This is a genomic window from Streptomyces sp. NPDC046900, from assembly GCF_040644975.1.
Taxonomy (GTDB): domain Bacteria; phylum Actinomycetota; class Actinomycetes; order Streptomycetales; family Streptomycetaceae; genus Streptomyces.
The window spans coordinates 1-13,775 of record NZ_JBEYXD010000018.1; the positions used below are offsets into that span (position 1 = coordinate 1).

The window sequence follows — 13,775 nt, forward strand, 5'->3', positions numbered from 1 at the left end:
GGCGACGTGGGCCGCGCCGGCGACGACGCCGCCGTCCATGCCGGCGACGACATGCCCACCGTGCACGCGGGCGGCGAGAACGTCCCGACCGTGCATGCGGGCGGCGACCTCCCCGGAAACGGTCTGGGCGACCACCTCCCCGGCGGTCACGCACCCGACAACCTGCCGACCAACAGCCTCGACACCCACGCCCCCGCGCACACCCCGGACAACGCGATACCCACCACCGCGGACGACCACCTGCCGGGCGGGCACGGCCACGAGCACGGTGCCGGCGGCACCGGACACGACCTGCCGGGCGGCGGCACCGACACCCTGCCGGGTCACACCCCAGAAGTGTGGGGTGGCGGCCCCCACGAGCCTCCGTCAACGCACGGCGCCCACCCGGGAGCTGACGACGCGACGCATCGAGCGGAGTACGAGTCCGCCCGCGAGAAGCCCGCCGATGAGCGGACTCCGGCCGAGCGGGCGGCCATCACCCATGAGCACGTCCGGCTCGCGAACGAGGACCCGGCCTGGCGCGCCGAGCACTACGACAAGTGGGGGCCGGGCAAGCGCAACAACGCCGAAGAACTGGTCGACGGCCAACTCCTGCCCAGGCTCGTCGAGAAGCCGGGCGGAGGGTGGATGGCCGCCCACGATCTGCCGTACGCGAACCCTGAGAAGTTTCACCTCGACCCCTTGGAGAGGGGCAGGGACACGGTCGCTCCGCACGACCTCCATCACCTCGACGACGTCTCGGCCAAGCGAGCGGCGGGCATGGATCTGTCCAATGCCGAGAAGGCCTTTCACGCCAACCCGACCGACGAGGCCGCGCATACGCTTGCCCAGGCGCAGGAGCACTTCGACCATACGGTCGGCGAGGGCGTGTCCAACAACAGCAAGCTCGGCGAGGCCCTCGGCGAGGAGTCCGCTCGTCGCCACATGCTCCTGCAGCAGGAGTTCGAGGGGGCACACGAGGTAACCGACCTTCCCGAGACGCCCAACGGTTCGAAGAGGTTCGACCAGCTCTGGCGTGACAAGGACGGCCACCTCATCATCGTCGAGGCGAAGGGCCCCAACGCGCGACTCGACTGGCGCCAGGGCAACGGTGCACAGGACAGCGGCACCATGGTGAAACAGGGAACCATCGAATACGTCCGCACGATCCTGGCCGACATGGACGAGCGAGCCGCCTTCTCACCGAACGACGCCAAGTACGCCAAGGAAATACGAACGGCCATCAAGAACAAGACGCTGCAGTACGTCCTCGTCCAGGCGACGGAGAACACCGGTAACTATGCTGGGGCCGAGCTCAAGCATTTCAAGATCTTCTAAGGAGAAGCGCGTTGGTCTCGATCATCAACCGCCCCCCCCTGCCCACGGGGAACGCGGAAGAAGGCCTCGCAGTGCTCCAGGAGAACGCACAGGAGCTGATCGACGGTCTGGAGGAGGACTCCACCGATCTGGGTGACGCCCAGCGCATCACGCTCACCCTGGCGCAGTCGCGCTGCCTGGTGGATCCGCGGGCGGCGAACTACCCCACCTGGGATGCCTGGGTCAACGCGATGCAGGTCGGCTCCGCCGTGTTCGCCGCCGCGACCACGACCGAGGATCATGTGCAGTGCCGTATCGCGCACAAGGACCGCAACCTTCGAGCCACCGGCCCGCAGTGGTACGTGAACCCGGGCTCCTGGCTCACGGCCTTCTATCTGGCCGTGGTGTGCCGGGAACGGGGTCGGATCACTGCTCTGTGCAATGTGCCCGTCTCCCTGCTGCGGGAGAACGGTTCGCGCTTCCAGGACTACCACTACGCGTGGATCGACACCCTCCAGACCTACTGGCTCGGCGGTCCCGACCTCGGCCCGAAGCTGGTGGCCGCGATCGACGGCACCGACCCGGAAGCCGTCGCCGATCCGGAGACGGTGGGCAAGCTGCTGTACCCGCCGATGGAGATGTTCCACCGTTTCATCCGCAAGGACCACGCGGGGTTCAACCGGGCCCTCGCCAACGCCCTCCAGTGGCACAAGGAGTACTGGAGCGAGGAGAGCCGAGCCCTCCAGGCCTCGGGTCTCGTCGCGCTCGCGCCGCTCGCCATCGTCTGCTTCGCCCACGACGCGGGCGTCCCCATCGAGGTCGAGTCCGAGTACCTGCCCGCCGTCCTCATCGGACGCAACTGGTGCGGCGAGTTCCCCACGTAAGGCATACGTGACACCTCTCGTCCGTCGGCCCGACGCGTAGCGACTGCACGGCGTACGACGTCGGCATGCCCGTCGAGGTCAGGTCCACGTACCTGTTCCGCGATCGCTCCCAGGGCACCCGCCCCGCGGCAGTTGCCGAGGCCCCGTACCGCAACGGTGGCGCGGAGGGAGGTAGGGTGCCCTCCCACGACCGGACCGGTACCGCGCGCCGCGACAGACCCGCTCAGAACAGGCTCAGCAACGCCTCCGCGGGGTCCGTGAGGCCGTTCTCGCCGTCGGGCAGCGGGAGTTCGAACCACACCGTCTTGCCACGCGGCGTGCGGCGAGAGCCCCAGGCCGCGGAGAGCAGGCCGACCAGCTGCAGCCCGCGGCCCCCCTCGTCGGTGTCCCGGGCGCGGCGGCGGCGCGGCTGGACCAGGCCCGAGTCCCACACCTCGCACACCAGCGTCCGGTCGAGCAGCAGCCGCAGTCTGATCTCGCCCTCGCCGTACCGCAGGGCGTTCGTGACCAGCTCGCTGACCAGCAGCTCGGTCGTGTCCACCAGCGGCTCAAGGTCCCATGCGAGCAGCTGGCCGCGTGCGTACTCCCGGGCCCGCCCCACACTGCGCGGCTCGCGCGGCAGCGTCCAGTCGCCGACGGACTCGGCCGGCAGCCCCTGTACACGTGCCATCAGCAACGCGATGTCGTCCTCGCCGTGATGGGTGTCCAGAGTGTTGAGGATCTGGTCGCAGACGTCCTCCAGCGGCTGCGTGGGGTCGGTGAGCGCACCCACGAACGCCTGCAGCCCCTCGTCCAGCGGATGGTCGCGGGATTCGACCAGGCCGTCCGTGTAGAGCGCGAGGAGCGCCCCCTCCGGCAGTTCGACCTCCACCTCCTCGAACGGCTCGCCGCCCACCCCCAGCGGCATCCCGGGCGGGACGTCCAGCATCAGCGCGGGCTCACCCGGCTCGACGAGCACCGGCGGCAGATGGCCCGCGTTGGCGAAGGTGCAGCGTCGTGTGACCGAGTCGTAGACCGCGTACACACAGGTCGCGAGGTAGACCTCGGACAGGTCCGCCTCCCGGGGCCTGCGGGCCGCGCGGGTGGCCTGCTGGACGCCTCCGGGGGCGCCGAGGCCGCGCGCGATCTCGTCCAGCTGGGCGAGTACCTCGGCCGGTTCGAGGTCCAGCTGCGCCAAGGTCCTCACGGCGGTGCGGAGTTCGCCCATGGCGACGGCGGCGCGCAGTCCCCTGCCCATGACATCGCCGACGACCAGCGCCGTACGGTGGCCGGGCAGTTCGATGACGTCGAACCAGTCGCCGCCGACCTCGCTCGGCCGCCCCGTGGCCGCGTTGCCCGGCAGATAGCGGCACGCGATGTCGAGACCTGAGGCCTCCGGGTCGCCCGGCGGCAGCAGCGACCTCTGCAGTATCAGCGCGCGTTCGTGCTCACGGCGGTACAGGCGCGCGTTGTCGATGCAGACCGCGGCGCGCGCGGCCAGCTCCACGGCGAGGGCGCGGTCGCGCTCGCCGAACGGCTCGCTGCCCTTGGTACGGGAGAACTGGGCGAGCCCGACCACGGTGTCGTGGGCGACCATCGGGACGGCGAGCGTGGACTGGATCAGGCCGCCGTCGTCGGCGGGGATGTGCCGGGGGCGGGCGGTGCGCAGGGCGTCCGCGCAGGGCGAGTTGAACGCGTAGTGGTGCACGGCGCCGACGTCCACGGGTTCGGGCCCGCCGACGAAGGGCGCGTCCGAGACGGCGCTGGCGAACGCCACGCGGCGCAACTCCGCACTGCCGTCGGCCAGTCCCGGCGGGGTCTCGTCGCCGACCAGGAGCCCCTGGTAGAGGTCGACCGTGGCGAGGTCGCAGAAGCCGGGGACGACCACGTCGAGGAGTTCGCGCGCGGTGGTCTCCAGGTCGAGGGAGTTGCCGATGCGGGCGCCCGCCTCGTTCAGCAGGGCGAGGTTGCGGCGGGCGGCGGCGGCCTCGCGGGCCGCGGCACGGCGGGAGGTGATGTCGGTCCCGAGCCAAGCGATGCCGATGGGACGGCCGCTGCCGCTGTGCACGCGGTAGAGGTTGACGGACCAGTGCTTGCGTTCGTCGGAGCCCGGGACGAAGCCCGTGATGTGCATGTCGGTGATCGACTCGCCGGTCTCCAGGACGCGCTGCAGCGTCGCGAAGACGCGTTCGGCCTCGGGCGACTGCAGATAGTCGTGGACCGAGTGACCGCGGTGGTCGTTCGGGGTGCCGCCGAACGTGGACGCGAACCGCTCGTTGGCGCGGCGTACCCGCAGGTCGGAGTCGATGAGCAGGAAACCGAAAGGAGATTGACCGAAAATCGCCTGCGAGGCGGCGAGGTCCGTCTCGATGCTGCGCAGGGTGCGGACGTCGACGATGATGCAGACGGCGCCGCGCTCGCCTTCCTGCGTCGTGGTGGGCATCACATAGACCTCGGCGAGCCCCTCGGTCCCCTGCCCGCCGGGCATCCGGAAGGGGACGACCCCGGTCCACTCGCGGCCGTCGAGGATCTCCGCCATCTTGCGCTGGCCGCGCTCGCGCAACGGAGGGCTGATGAACGCCTCGATGGGGTCCAAGCCGACGACTCGCTCGGCGGGGATGCCGAAGAGGTGCTCGGCCCGCAGGCTCCACTGCTCGACGAGCCCGTCAGGGCCGATGGAGAACGAGGCGACCTTGATGTAGTCGTAGATGGAGCCGGGCGGGCTGCTCTGCCACATCGCCCCGCTCGTCGTGTCGCGGCCCTCGGCGGCCAAAGCGGAATCGACCGCGGCCCCCTCCCCGGTGCCGCCCGACGGGTCGTCGGACTCCGTGGCCCTCGCTGGTATCTCGCTCACGCGAACCGTCCCCTCCAGCTCACCGCGTCCGGCACCGGTCACCGGGGGCGGCTGCCCGCAGTATCCAGCACTACGGTGCCGCACAACACGGTGTTCACGATCACAGCCCGGTCCCGATGGTTTTTGGACCGGCCCGGCAATACTCCCAGTCTTCTAACCAGGTGGTGCCTCCTCGAATCAAAGACTTCGGACTTCTGCCGTGGCCGGATTCCATCGGTCCATGCCCCGGGGCGCCCGCCACCCCTCTCTCGGGGCTCCGCCACGGGCTCCGCACGGTACCGAGGGCTCGAGGTCAGCCGGGCAGCGCGAGTTCGAACCAGACCGTCTTGCCGGGGTCGGCCGGCCGGGTGCCCCAGCGGCGCGAGGAGTGCGCGACCAACTGAAGTCCGCGGCCGTCCTCGTCCTCATGGCCGGCGGCGCGCTTGCGGGGCGGCTCGGGCAGCGGGTCGGACACCTCGACGAGCAGAGCGGGGTCGCCTTCGTCGGTACGGGCCAGCCGCACACCGATGGGGCCCTTGGCGTGCCGCAGCGCATTGGTGACCAGCTCGCTGACCAGCAACGCGGTCACGTCCCCCAGCACGTCGAGCCCCCAGGTGCGCAGCTGCCCCCGGACTACGGCGCGAGCGGTCCGTACCGCACCGGGGTCAGCGGGAAAAGTCCACTCGGCGCTTTCGCCATGAGTGTCGAGCACGCCGACCACTTCCCAGGCCCAAATTCCCATCCCTGTCCGGTTTCGGGGGGTTAATTGGCACATACCCGATATCGCGAGTGCCTTACCGCGCACCGGGGCGCGCTGTGGCACGAACGGCGCATGGGGCGCCGGCCCCTGGAGCACCACAAGCCCCGCCAGACCCAGGCCCATAGCTGCCCCGCATCCGGCCGCTCCAGGGCTCCGATCGCGCCCCCAGGCAGGCCGGAAGCGCGAATTCAGGCCTGTCGGCCGCGGGACCCCTCTCACGGCAACGCCACAGGCTTTACCGACTCCATACACAGGTGACGGGCCGCCGCCGCGCCCCGGCCGAGCCCAAAGGAGTCAGTACCGCTTCCAAACGGTCAGCACCGCCTTGACCGCCGCCACGTCCTGGTCGAGCCAGTCCACGTCCCAGACCTCGTCCGGCGTCAGCCAGCGCAGCTCGTCGTGGTCCTCCAGGGGCTCGGGCGCACCGGTCAGAAGGCGGGCGGTCCAGACCCGCAGGACGTATCCCGGCTTCAGGGGCCACTCCCCCGGTACGTGCTCGACGGGCTCCGCCGTGACGCCCAGTTCCTCGCGCAGTTCGCGGATCAAGGCCTGCTCGGGGGTCTCTCCGGGCTCGACCTTGCCGCCGGGCAGCTCCCAGCGTCCGGCGAGCTCGGCGGGCGCGCTGCGGCGGGCGGCGAGGAGGCGGCCGCCGTCGACCAGGGCGGCTCCCACCACCACGAGGGGTTGCGTCATGCGCCGGAGCCTACGGGAGCGCGCGACCGATCACACATCTGCGGCCGGCGCCCTCACTTGCCCCCCTTCTGCCCGATGCGCTCGACCCAGTAGAGCTGCTTGTGCCCGCGGGCGTCGAGGCTGTCCACGATCTTCTGCGCCTCGGCCCGGGTCGCGTACCTGCCCACGCGGTAGCGGTTGCCGTTGTCGTCCTGCCGTATGACGAGCCAGGGGAGAGTGACCGTGCCGTCGTTCATCGCACCCCTTCACTTCCCGTCCCCGGCTCTCGCCGTGCCCCGCCCACCAAGGAAACCGCACTGCGCATATGCCCGAGCCTACGCCTTACCTTTACGCAGCGAACACGGCTTTTCACAAAGAGGTATGCAACCAGCCATGTCGGATGGGGCGCGCGCCGTTGAATGCGCCGCCCAGCACGCCCCCGGTACGCCCGAAACGGCGTGCGGGCGCCAGGTAAGGCGCCGGGAGAAAAGCCGGATTGCAACCGCTGCCGAGGTCACGCCCGTTGAGGGGCAGCGCGGACCGACTCGGGGCAGGGAAGGGGAAGCTGAGGGCCCGGCGGATGCGCCGCGGCGGGCAGGGGTCCAGAGGGAGAGCGGGCGGGCGCCCGTCCCGCTACTTCACCGGCAGGTGGTACGCCACCCGGTAGCGGTCCGCCGGCACCACCACGTCCGCCGTCTCCACCGGGCGGCCCGACGCGTAGTAGGTGCGCTGGATGACCACCACGACGTGCCCGGGGACTCCGCCCAGGGCGAGCAGCTCCTCCGCGAGGCCGGGGCGGGCGCCGACCTCCTCGATGACGTTGTCCACGATCACGTCGATGGCCGCCATGCGCTCGACGACGCCCATGCCACCGAGCGGTCCTTCCTCGGGGAGCATGACGGGGGTGCGGCCGGTCAGGGTGAGCGGCTCCCACGAGGTGGAGAGCATCATCGCGTCACCCGCGTCCCGGAACACGTACTTCGTGCACATCACGCGGTCGCCCGGCGCAATGGCGAGCCGCTCCGCGATGGCGCCGCTCGCGTCCGTCTGCTCGCTGCGCGACTCCCAGGTGCCGCGCGCGGAGGCCTCCGCCTGCTCCTGGCGGAACGGGGTGGCACCGCTCTGCGGCCGGTACCCGGACCGGGCCACGCGGCGCGGCACCGGCCGCTCCCTGACATAGGTGCCCGAACCGGAACGGCCCTCCACCAGGCCCTCGGCCATCAGGACCTTGCGCGCCTCGAGGGCGACCGTGTCCGAGACCCCGTACTCCTCGCGGATCCGGGCCTGTGAGGGCAGGCGGGTGTGGGGTGGGAGCAGACCATCGACGATCTTCTTGCGGAGATCACCCGCAACACGCAGATACGCCGGCTGCTCACCGAAAGTCACTGGCCGCTCCCATCAGTTTGTACAGACAGCAACAGCCTGGCAACCGAGGGTTGTTCTATGCAAGCGCGGGCCAGAGAATCACCCGATGTGATTACCCGGCTCGGCCGAGGGCGCTACGCAGGCATTTTCTCCCCGCTCTGGCCGCCGTCACACCTGCTTTCCGCTGTCCGTGCCTCCGCCCCCGCTGCCGCCACCGTCCGCATCGTGCGACGGCGGCGTCACGGCGAGGCCCAGAGCCTTGCGGGCGGTCACTGCCGCACGGCCCTCGATCAGTGCGCTGCCCCGGTCGTAGTGGACGTAGAAGGTGTCGGCGTCGGACGCCGCCGCGGCCTTCCGCCATTCCTCACGGGCCCGATCCAGGGCGTCGGCCTGGCCGGCGACGGGCCGCCCCGCACCGTCCTGCCAGGTGCGGGCGCGCAGCTGACCGGTCTGGTCGGACAGCGCCGCGGCCACCCGGCCCGCCCACTGCTTGTGGCCGGGCAGGTCGTCCTCGACGTACTCGGCGTCGGGAGCGGTGTCCAGAGCCGCGTACAGGACGCGGTCGGCACGCAGATAGGCCATCTGGTCGCCGGTGAGGGTGGTGGCGTCGCGGCGCAGGCTGCCGGTGAGGGTGGCGTGCTCGTCGGTGTTGCCGAACATGCAGGTGACCTCGCGGTCGCCGAAGGCCCAGCTCTCACGGGTGGGCGTGAAGTAGTACACGTCGACGTCGTCCGGGATCGCCCAGACGTCCATGGCGTACGTGTCCTGGAGCGCGTAGCACCGGGAGTCGGCCTTCCTGCCGACCGCGGAGTCGCCGGGATAACCACCGTCCGGCAGCATGAAGTTCGCGAAGACCTCGGCCTGGTGCTCACCGGAGCAGGGCACCTTGTCGACGTCGTAGGCCTCGCCCTCCAGGGAACCGCCCGGCGCGTCGAAGCACTCGCCCTTCTTCACGGAGAAGGTCACACCGTTGCCGGGCGCGTTGCGCGCCCCGTCCTTGAAGCCGTCCCAGAAGTCGTGCACCCCGCCCGTCGCGAAGGCGAGGACGACGAGGACGAGCCCGATCGAGGACATCACGATGCCGCCGATCGCGAGCCCCCGGCCGCGCTCACCGCGCCGCTTGATCTGCGACAGCGCGATCAGCCCGAGAAGCAGCCCGACGCCGGGCAGGCAGCACAGGATGCCGAGCACGAGCGCCGTGACCGCGAGCGCGTTGATCGGCGCCGGACGGTTGTACGGGCTGTAGCCCTGCCCCCAGGGCTGGTACGGGAACCCGCCCCCGTACGGCTGCTGATGGGGACCCTGCGGGTAGGGGCTCCCGGGCTGCTGGGGCTCGCGGGGCGGGGGTATGGACACGGGACCGTGCTCCTCGTCCGGAGTGCGCAGAACTGATGTACGACGCGCATCGTAGGGGCGGAGGAGGCGGCGGCGGAACGCATGGTGTGCGCCGCACGAGCGCGGTCGTGCGGCACCCGGGGGCTGAGGGCTTGCGGGCGCAGCGCCACACGGGCGTCATGCACGGGTCACGGCGGATGCCGACCGGAAGGGCACCTACCCTGCAGGTATGACACCTTTGCCGGACCGTTACTGCCCAGTGGACGGCACGCGCGTCGCCGCAGAGTCGCTCGCCTGGTGCTGCCCCGTCTGTCACGGTCCGCTCGATCTGGACTTCGCGCCGACCCCCGCTCCGCTCAAGTCCCTCGGCGGACGGGTGAACTCACTGTGGCGGTACGCGGAGACGCTGCCGCTGTCCACCCCCTCGATCAGCCTGGGAGAGGGCCGTACTCCGCTGGTGGAGCTGACGGACGGGGTCTCCGCCAAGCTCGACTTCCTCATGCCGACGCTGTCCTTCAAGGACCGGGGCGCGGTGCTGCTGGCCGAGCTGGCCCTGCGGCTGCGGCCGGGGCGGGTGGTCGCGGACAGCAGCGGCAACGCGGGCACGTCGATCGCCGCGTACTGTGCCCGGGCCGCACTGCCCTGCACGGTGTACGTCCCCGCGGCCACCTCACCCAAGAAGCTGGAGCAGATCGGGGCGCACGGGGCGCGGGTGCATGTGGTCGACGGCGACCGGGAGGCCGCGGCGCAGGCGGCACGCGAGGCGGCGGACGAACCGGAGACGTTCTACGCGTCGCACGTCTTCAATCCGTACTTCCTGCACGGCACCAAGACCTACGTCCACGAACTGTGGGAGGACCTCGGCGGACGGCTCCCGGACGTACTCGTCCTGCCCGTCGGCAACGGCACCCTGCTGCTGGGCGCGGCCCTGGCCGTCGCCGAGCTGTACGGGGCGGGCCTGATCGGGCGCCGTCCTGCGCTGTACGCCGTACAGGCGGCCGCGGTCGCGCCGCTGGCGCACGCGTGGGAGGAGGGTGCCGACGACCTGACGGACGCCACACCCACGGCTCCCACGTCCGCCGAGGGCATCGCGATCCCCCGGCCGCCGCGGGCCCGGCAGATCCTGCGCGCGGTCCGCGACTCGGGTGGGCGGTTCCTCACCGTGACCGAGGATCAGATCCGGCACGCCCAGGCGGACCTTGCCACCCGGGGGCTCTATGTGGAGTCGACAGGGGTGGTGTGCTGGGCGGCGGTGCGGGAGGGGGTGCTGGGTGACCGCAGTGCGGCGGTACCGCTGTGCGGGGCCGGCCTGAAGACGGGGCTGGCGGTCGGCGGACCGCCCCCCGCCTGAGGAGCGGCCGGCTTCCGGGGAGCCGGGCCTGCGTACGCTGACCCGGAGAGCGGGCGCTATCCCTTGACGACACCGAGCGGCACCAGGCGGGCGACCCGCCGCGCCAGGCCCGCCCCTTCCGCGGCACGGACGACCGCGTCGACGTCCTTGTACGCGCCGGGGGCCTCTTCGGCGAGCCCGCGCCACGAGGACGGCCGGACGGAGACGCCCTGTGCCTCCAGTTCGTCGCGCAGCTCCTCGCCGCGGACCCGGCGCAGCGCCTGGTGGCGGCTCCACACCCGCCCGGCGCCGTGGGCGGCGGACGCGAACGCGTCGTTGTCGGGGGTGCCGACCAGGACGTAGGACGCTGTGCCCATCGTGCCGGGAACGAGCACGGGGTGTCCGAAGGCGGCGAGGTCCTCGGGCAGATCGGGGTGGCCCGGCGGAAGGGCGAGGGTGGCGCCCTTGCGGTGGACGCACAGCCGGCGGGGTACACCGTCCACGTCGTGGGTCTCGAGCTTGGCGGTGTTGTGGGAGACGTCGTAGACGAGGTCGAGCCCCGCCTGCGCGGCGGTGGCGAAGGCCCGGCGCGCGGCCTGGGTCAGCAACTGCCGGTTGGCCCTGCCGTAGTTGGCTGCGGCCGCCATCGCCCCCAGATAGGCGCGGCCCGGTGCCGAGACGACGGGTGCGCAGGCCAGCTGCCGGTCCGGGAGACTGAGGCCGAACGCGCGCAGGGACTGGTCCATGACGCGGACGTGGTCGCTGCACACCTGGTGGCCGAGACCGCGCGAGCCGCAGTGGATCATGACGCAGACCTGGCCGTCGTGCAGCCCGAAGGCGTCCGCGGTCGGGGCGTCGTACACCCGGTCCACCGCCTGGACCTCCAGGAAGTGGTTGCCCGAGCCCAGACTCCCCACCTGCTGGAGTCCGCGGTCCACGGCCCGCTGCCCCACCTGCGACGGATCGGCTCCGGTCAGCGCTCCTCGGTCCTCGCAGCGGTCCAGGTCGCGCGGCACCCCGTGGCCCTGTTCGACCGCGTATCCGGCGCCGGCGACCAGGAGCTTCTCCATCTGCGCCCGGCCAGACAGCTTCCACAGCCCGCCGCGCCCCGTGCCGCGCGGCACCGTGTCGCCGAGGATGTCCATCAGGCTGCGCATCCTCGGCGCCAGGGGCTCACGGTCGATGTCGGCGGCGAGCAGCCGGACACCGCAGGAGATGTCGAATCCCACACCGCCGGGCGAGACGACCCCGCCGGCGTCGATGTCCGTGGCGGCCACGCCGCCGATCGGGAAGCCGTACCCCCAGTGCACATCGGGCATGGCGAACGAGGCCCGCACGATGCCGGGCAGCGTGGCCACGTTCGCCACCTGCTCTAGCGCCTTGTCCCCGGCGGCCTGCGGCAGCAGCTCCCGCGTCGCGAAGACCACTCCGGGCACCCGCATCGGGTCGCACCGGTCCATGCGGAACCGGAACGGGCCCTCGGGCACCAGCGTGATGTCCATTCCGGATCACCGTCCGAAGAAGGGGCCGCCCCGGCACCGGGCAACGCCTGGCCGCGCCCCGGCCCCGGCGCCGTCAGGAGGCCGGCTGAAGGAGGAGACCCCGGATGTCGTGCGGCATCTGCTCCAGCGCCGACTCCAGGGTTCCCGGTGATACGTGGTCGCGTACGGCCACGGTGACCGCGGCGGTGATCCGGGGGACTTCCTCGGCGCTGACCTTGGCCTCGTGCGAGAAGCGGTTCAGATAGCCCTCGCGGTCGTACTTGATCGGCACGATGCTGGGGTCCCAGCCGTCGTAGTAGGCCCCTCGCATCAACTCGGGGAGCTGGGCGGCGAAGTGGGCGGCCACATCCACGGTGAGCCGGTCCCGGAGTGTGTGCATCCAGGTGCGCAGCACCCGGTGGGCGAGGTGGCGGTCCTCGGTCCCCAGCGCCTCGCACACCGATTTGAGCCAGATGTTCGCCGTATGGATCGTGCGCTCGAAGTCGGGTGGGTGGGTGACGGACATGAATCTTCCCTTCCGGTCTGCCGGTGGCGTCCCTGTGCTTCATGGAATGGAGCGCCTTGGCGCGGGCGGTGTGCGACACCGCGACGACCAGGTGAGGAGAAGTCGACGGGCAGGCGGAGCGCCTGCCGGTGACGGCCGGCGGGCCGTGCCGCGGGAGCGGAGGCGCCGCGCGCGGCTGCTTCTCTTCGTCCCTGTCCTCTGACGTCCATGGTATGGCGGGGGAAACCGGTCGGCAGCCGCGCCACGGGACCGGGCGGGCCCGGGCAGGTCGGGGCGGGCTCGCGCGGGATTCCGGGCCGGTGGAGGGGACATGGTCCGGTCCGGGACCCAGGCCGCTCAGACGTCGAGCGTCACCGAACACCTCCAGCCCCGCGGCCCACCCGCGATGTCCAGCTCGTGCAGCGTGACGGCCTTCGGGACCGCGCCCGTCCCCGGGAGCGACTCGGCGTCGGCCATGCGCAGGCCGGCGCGCAGGCCGTCGCCGTGCGGGGTCAGTTCCACGTCCAGCGGGATCTCGCCGTCGGTGTCGAGCCGGTACACGACCTCTTCCAGCAGGGCCACGAGCAGGTCCTCGTCGGTGCCGGCCCGCACCACCACGTCCCGGGTACGAAGAGCCACGGCTCCCGCCAGGTCGAGGAACGACTCGCACATACCGCGGACCGCCTGCGCCAGGCACTCCTCACGGGTGGGGCCCCAGGCCTCGACCCGCAGATCCGCGGTATGCGGAACACTGCGGTGACCGGCGCGCCCCGGGGGACCCTCCCGCGGCATCACACACCTGCCGCGGCCACACCGGAGCCGGCCCGGCGGCCTTCGGCGCTCAGGGCCGCCGCTCCTGACTGTGCTCCTGCGGAACGGTGGCGCCACCGCCGGCCCGCACGGCCTCCACCACCTCCTGGTGCAGATGCCGGCTGTCCTCCTCGGAAAGGCAGGGCACCGGACTTCCGGCGAGGGTGAACCACTGCGAGCCACCGCTGTACTGCACCGCCACATCGACCTGGCTGCCGTCCCAGGTGGTGTGCACGGTCAGGTCGCCGGTCATGATCCCTGCCTCGTCGGTACGGGCGCCTCCCCGTCCGGCGAACACCCCCGTCGTCGTCCATGATGCCCAGAGCATGACCATCACCCTTTCCCCATGAACGCGGGCGCTCGTTCCGGCGGCGCCGCATTGCCTGCTACTGGGTATGGTCCGCCCGCCGCGCCCGGAACGACAGCGGGCGCGATCCCCCGAACCGGGACAAAGGCACACTTGTTGTGGATTTCCGGTGCAAGGCGCAGGGTGGGTGACAACGCAGCACACCCGACTCGTCCCGG

The 13,775-nt window shown here is 71.5% G+C and carries 12 protein-coding genes and 1 pseudogene; 3 read left to right on the forward strand and 10 right to left on the reverse strand.

Annotated features, from left to right (window positions below):
- Both ABZ904_RS19745 and ABZ904_RS19750 read left to right on the forward strand, forming a co-directional pair.
- A pseudogene (locus tag ABZ904_RS19745) lies at positions 1-1,317 on the forward strand (hypothetical protein); the annotation flags it as partial.
- Between the two features lie 11 nt (positions 1,318-1,328).
- The gene (locus tag ABZ904_RS19750; RefSeq protein WP_361824719.1) at positions 1,329-2,180 is read left to right on the forward strand and encodes an immunity 49 family protein; all 852 of its coding nucleotides are present in this window, start codon (positions 1,329-1,331) and stop codon (positions 2,178-2,180) included.
- Positions 2,181-2,403: 223 nt separating this feature from the next.
- Here the strand turns inward: ABZ904_RS19750 and ABZ904_RS19755 are convergent, their stop codons facing one another.
- The 6 genes from ABZ904_RS19755 to ABZ904_RS19780 all read right to left on the reverse strand — a co-directional run bounded on the left by ABZ904_RS19755 (position 2,404) and on the right by ABZ904_RS19780 (position 9,145).
- Entirely contained in the window at positions 2,404-5,013 is a 2,610-nt protein-coding gene (locus tag ABZ904_RS19755; protein ID WP_359392082.1) for a SpoIIE family protein phosphatase, read from the reverse strand.
- 292 nt (positions 5,014-5,305) lie between these two features.
- Entirely contained in the window at positions 5,306-5,734 is a 429-nt protein-coding gene (locus ABZ904_RS19760) for an ATP-binding protein (RefSeq protein ID WP_359392083.1), read from the reverse strand.
- Between the two features lie 312 nt (positions 5,735-6,046).
- Complete coding sequence (locus ABZ904_RS19765; RefSeq protein WP_359392084.1) at positions 6,047-6,445, reverse strand: (deoxy)nucleoside triphosphate pyrophosphohydrolase; 399 nt, start codon at positions 6,443-6,445, stop codon at positions 6,047-6,049.
- A 53-nt stretch (positions 6,446-6,498) separates the two neighbouring features.
- Positions 6,499-6,681, reverse strand: a complete 183-nt coding sequence (locus ABZ904_RS19770) for an SPOR domain-containing protein (protein ID WP_359392085.1) — start codon at positions 6,679-6,681, stop codon at positions 6,499-6,501.
- A gap of 376 nt (positions 6,682-7,057) precedes the next feature.
- Positions 7,058-7,810 carry a GntR family transcriptional regulator gene (locus ABZ904_RS19775; RefSeq protein WP_359392086.1) on the reverse strand — a complete coding sequence of 251 codons (753 nt, stop codon included), beginning with the start codon at positions 7,808-7,810 and terminating at the stop codon, positions 7,058-7,060.
- 147 nt (positions 7,811-7,957) lie between these two features.
- On the reverse strand, positions 7,958-9,145 hold the full coding sequence (locus ABZ904_RS19780; RefSeq protein ID WP_359392087.1) for a DUF4190 domain-containing protein: 1,188 nt from the start codon (positions 9,143-9,145) through the stop codon (positions 7,958-7,960).
- A gap of 208 nt (positions 9,146-9,353) precedes the next feature.
- Here ABZ904_RS19780 and ABZ904_RS19785 point away from each other — a divergent pair, with 208 nt between their 5' ends.
- Positions 9,354-10,475 (forward strand): pyridoxal-phosphate dependent enzyme, encoded by a 1,122-nt coding sequence (locus tag ABZ904_RS19785; RefSeq protein ID WP_359392088.1) that lies wholly within the window; start codon positions 9,354-9,356, stop codon positions 10,473-10,475.
- A gap of 56 nt (positions 10,476-10,531) precedes the next feature.
- Here the strand turns inward: ABZ904_RS19785 and ABZ904_RS19790 are convergent, their stop codons facing one another.
- From ABZ904_RS19790 to ABZ904_RS19805, 4 genes are all read right to left on the reverse strand, one after another.
- Positions 10,532-11,956, reverse strand: a complete 1,425-nt coding sequence (locus ABZ904_RS19790; protein WP_361824725.1) for an RtcB family protein — start codon at positions 11,954-11,956, stop codon at positions 10,532-10,534.
- A 73-nt stretch (positions 11,957-12,029) separates the two neighbouring features.
- Positions 12,030-12,461 carry a DUF2267 domain-containing protein gene (locus tag ABZ904_RS19795; RefSeq protein ID WP_361824728.1) on the reverse strand — a complete coding sequence of 144 codons (432 nt, stop codon included), beginning with the start codon at positions 12,459-12,461 and terminating at the stop codon, positions 12,030-12,032.
- Between the two features lie 336 nt (positions 12,462-12,797).
- A complete protein-coding gene (locus ABZ904_RS19800; RefSeq protein ID WP_359392091.1) occupies positions 12,798-13,232 on the reverse strand; it encodes an archease in 435 nt (144 codons plus the stop codon).
- A 49-nt stretch (positions 13,233-13,281) separates the two neighbouring features.
- The gene (locus ABZ904_RS19805) at positions 13,282-13,578 is read right to left on the reverse strand and encodes a hypothetical protein (RefSeq protein WP_359392092.1); all 297 of its coding nucleotides are present in this window, start codon (positions 13,576-13,578) and stop codon (positions 13,282-13,284) included.
- Positions 13,579-13,775: the final 197 nt, after the last annotated feature.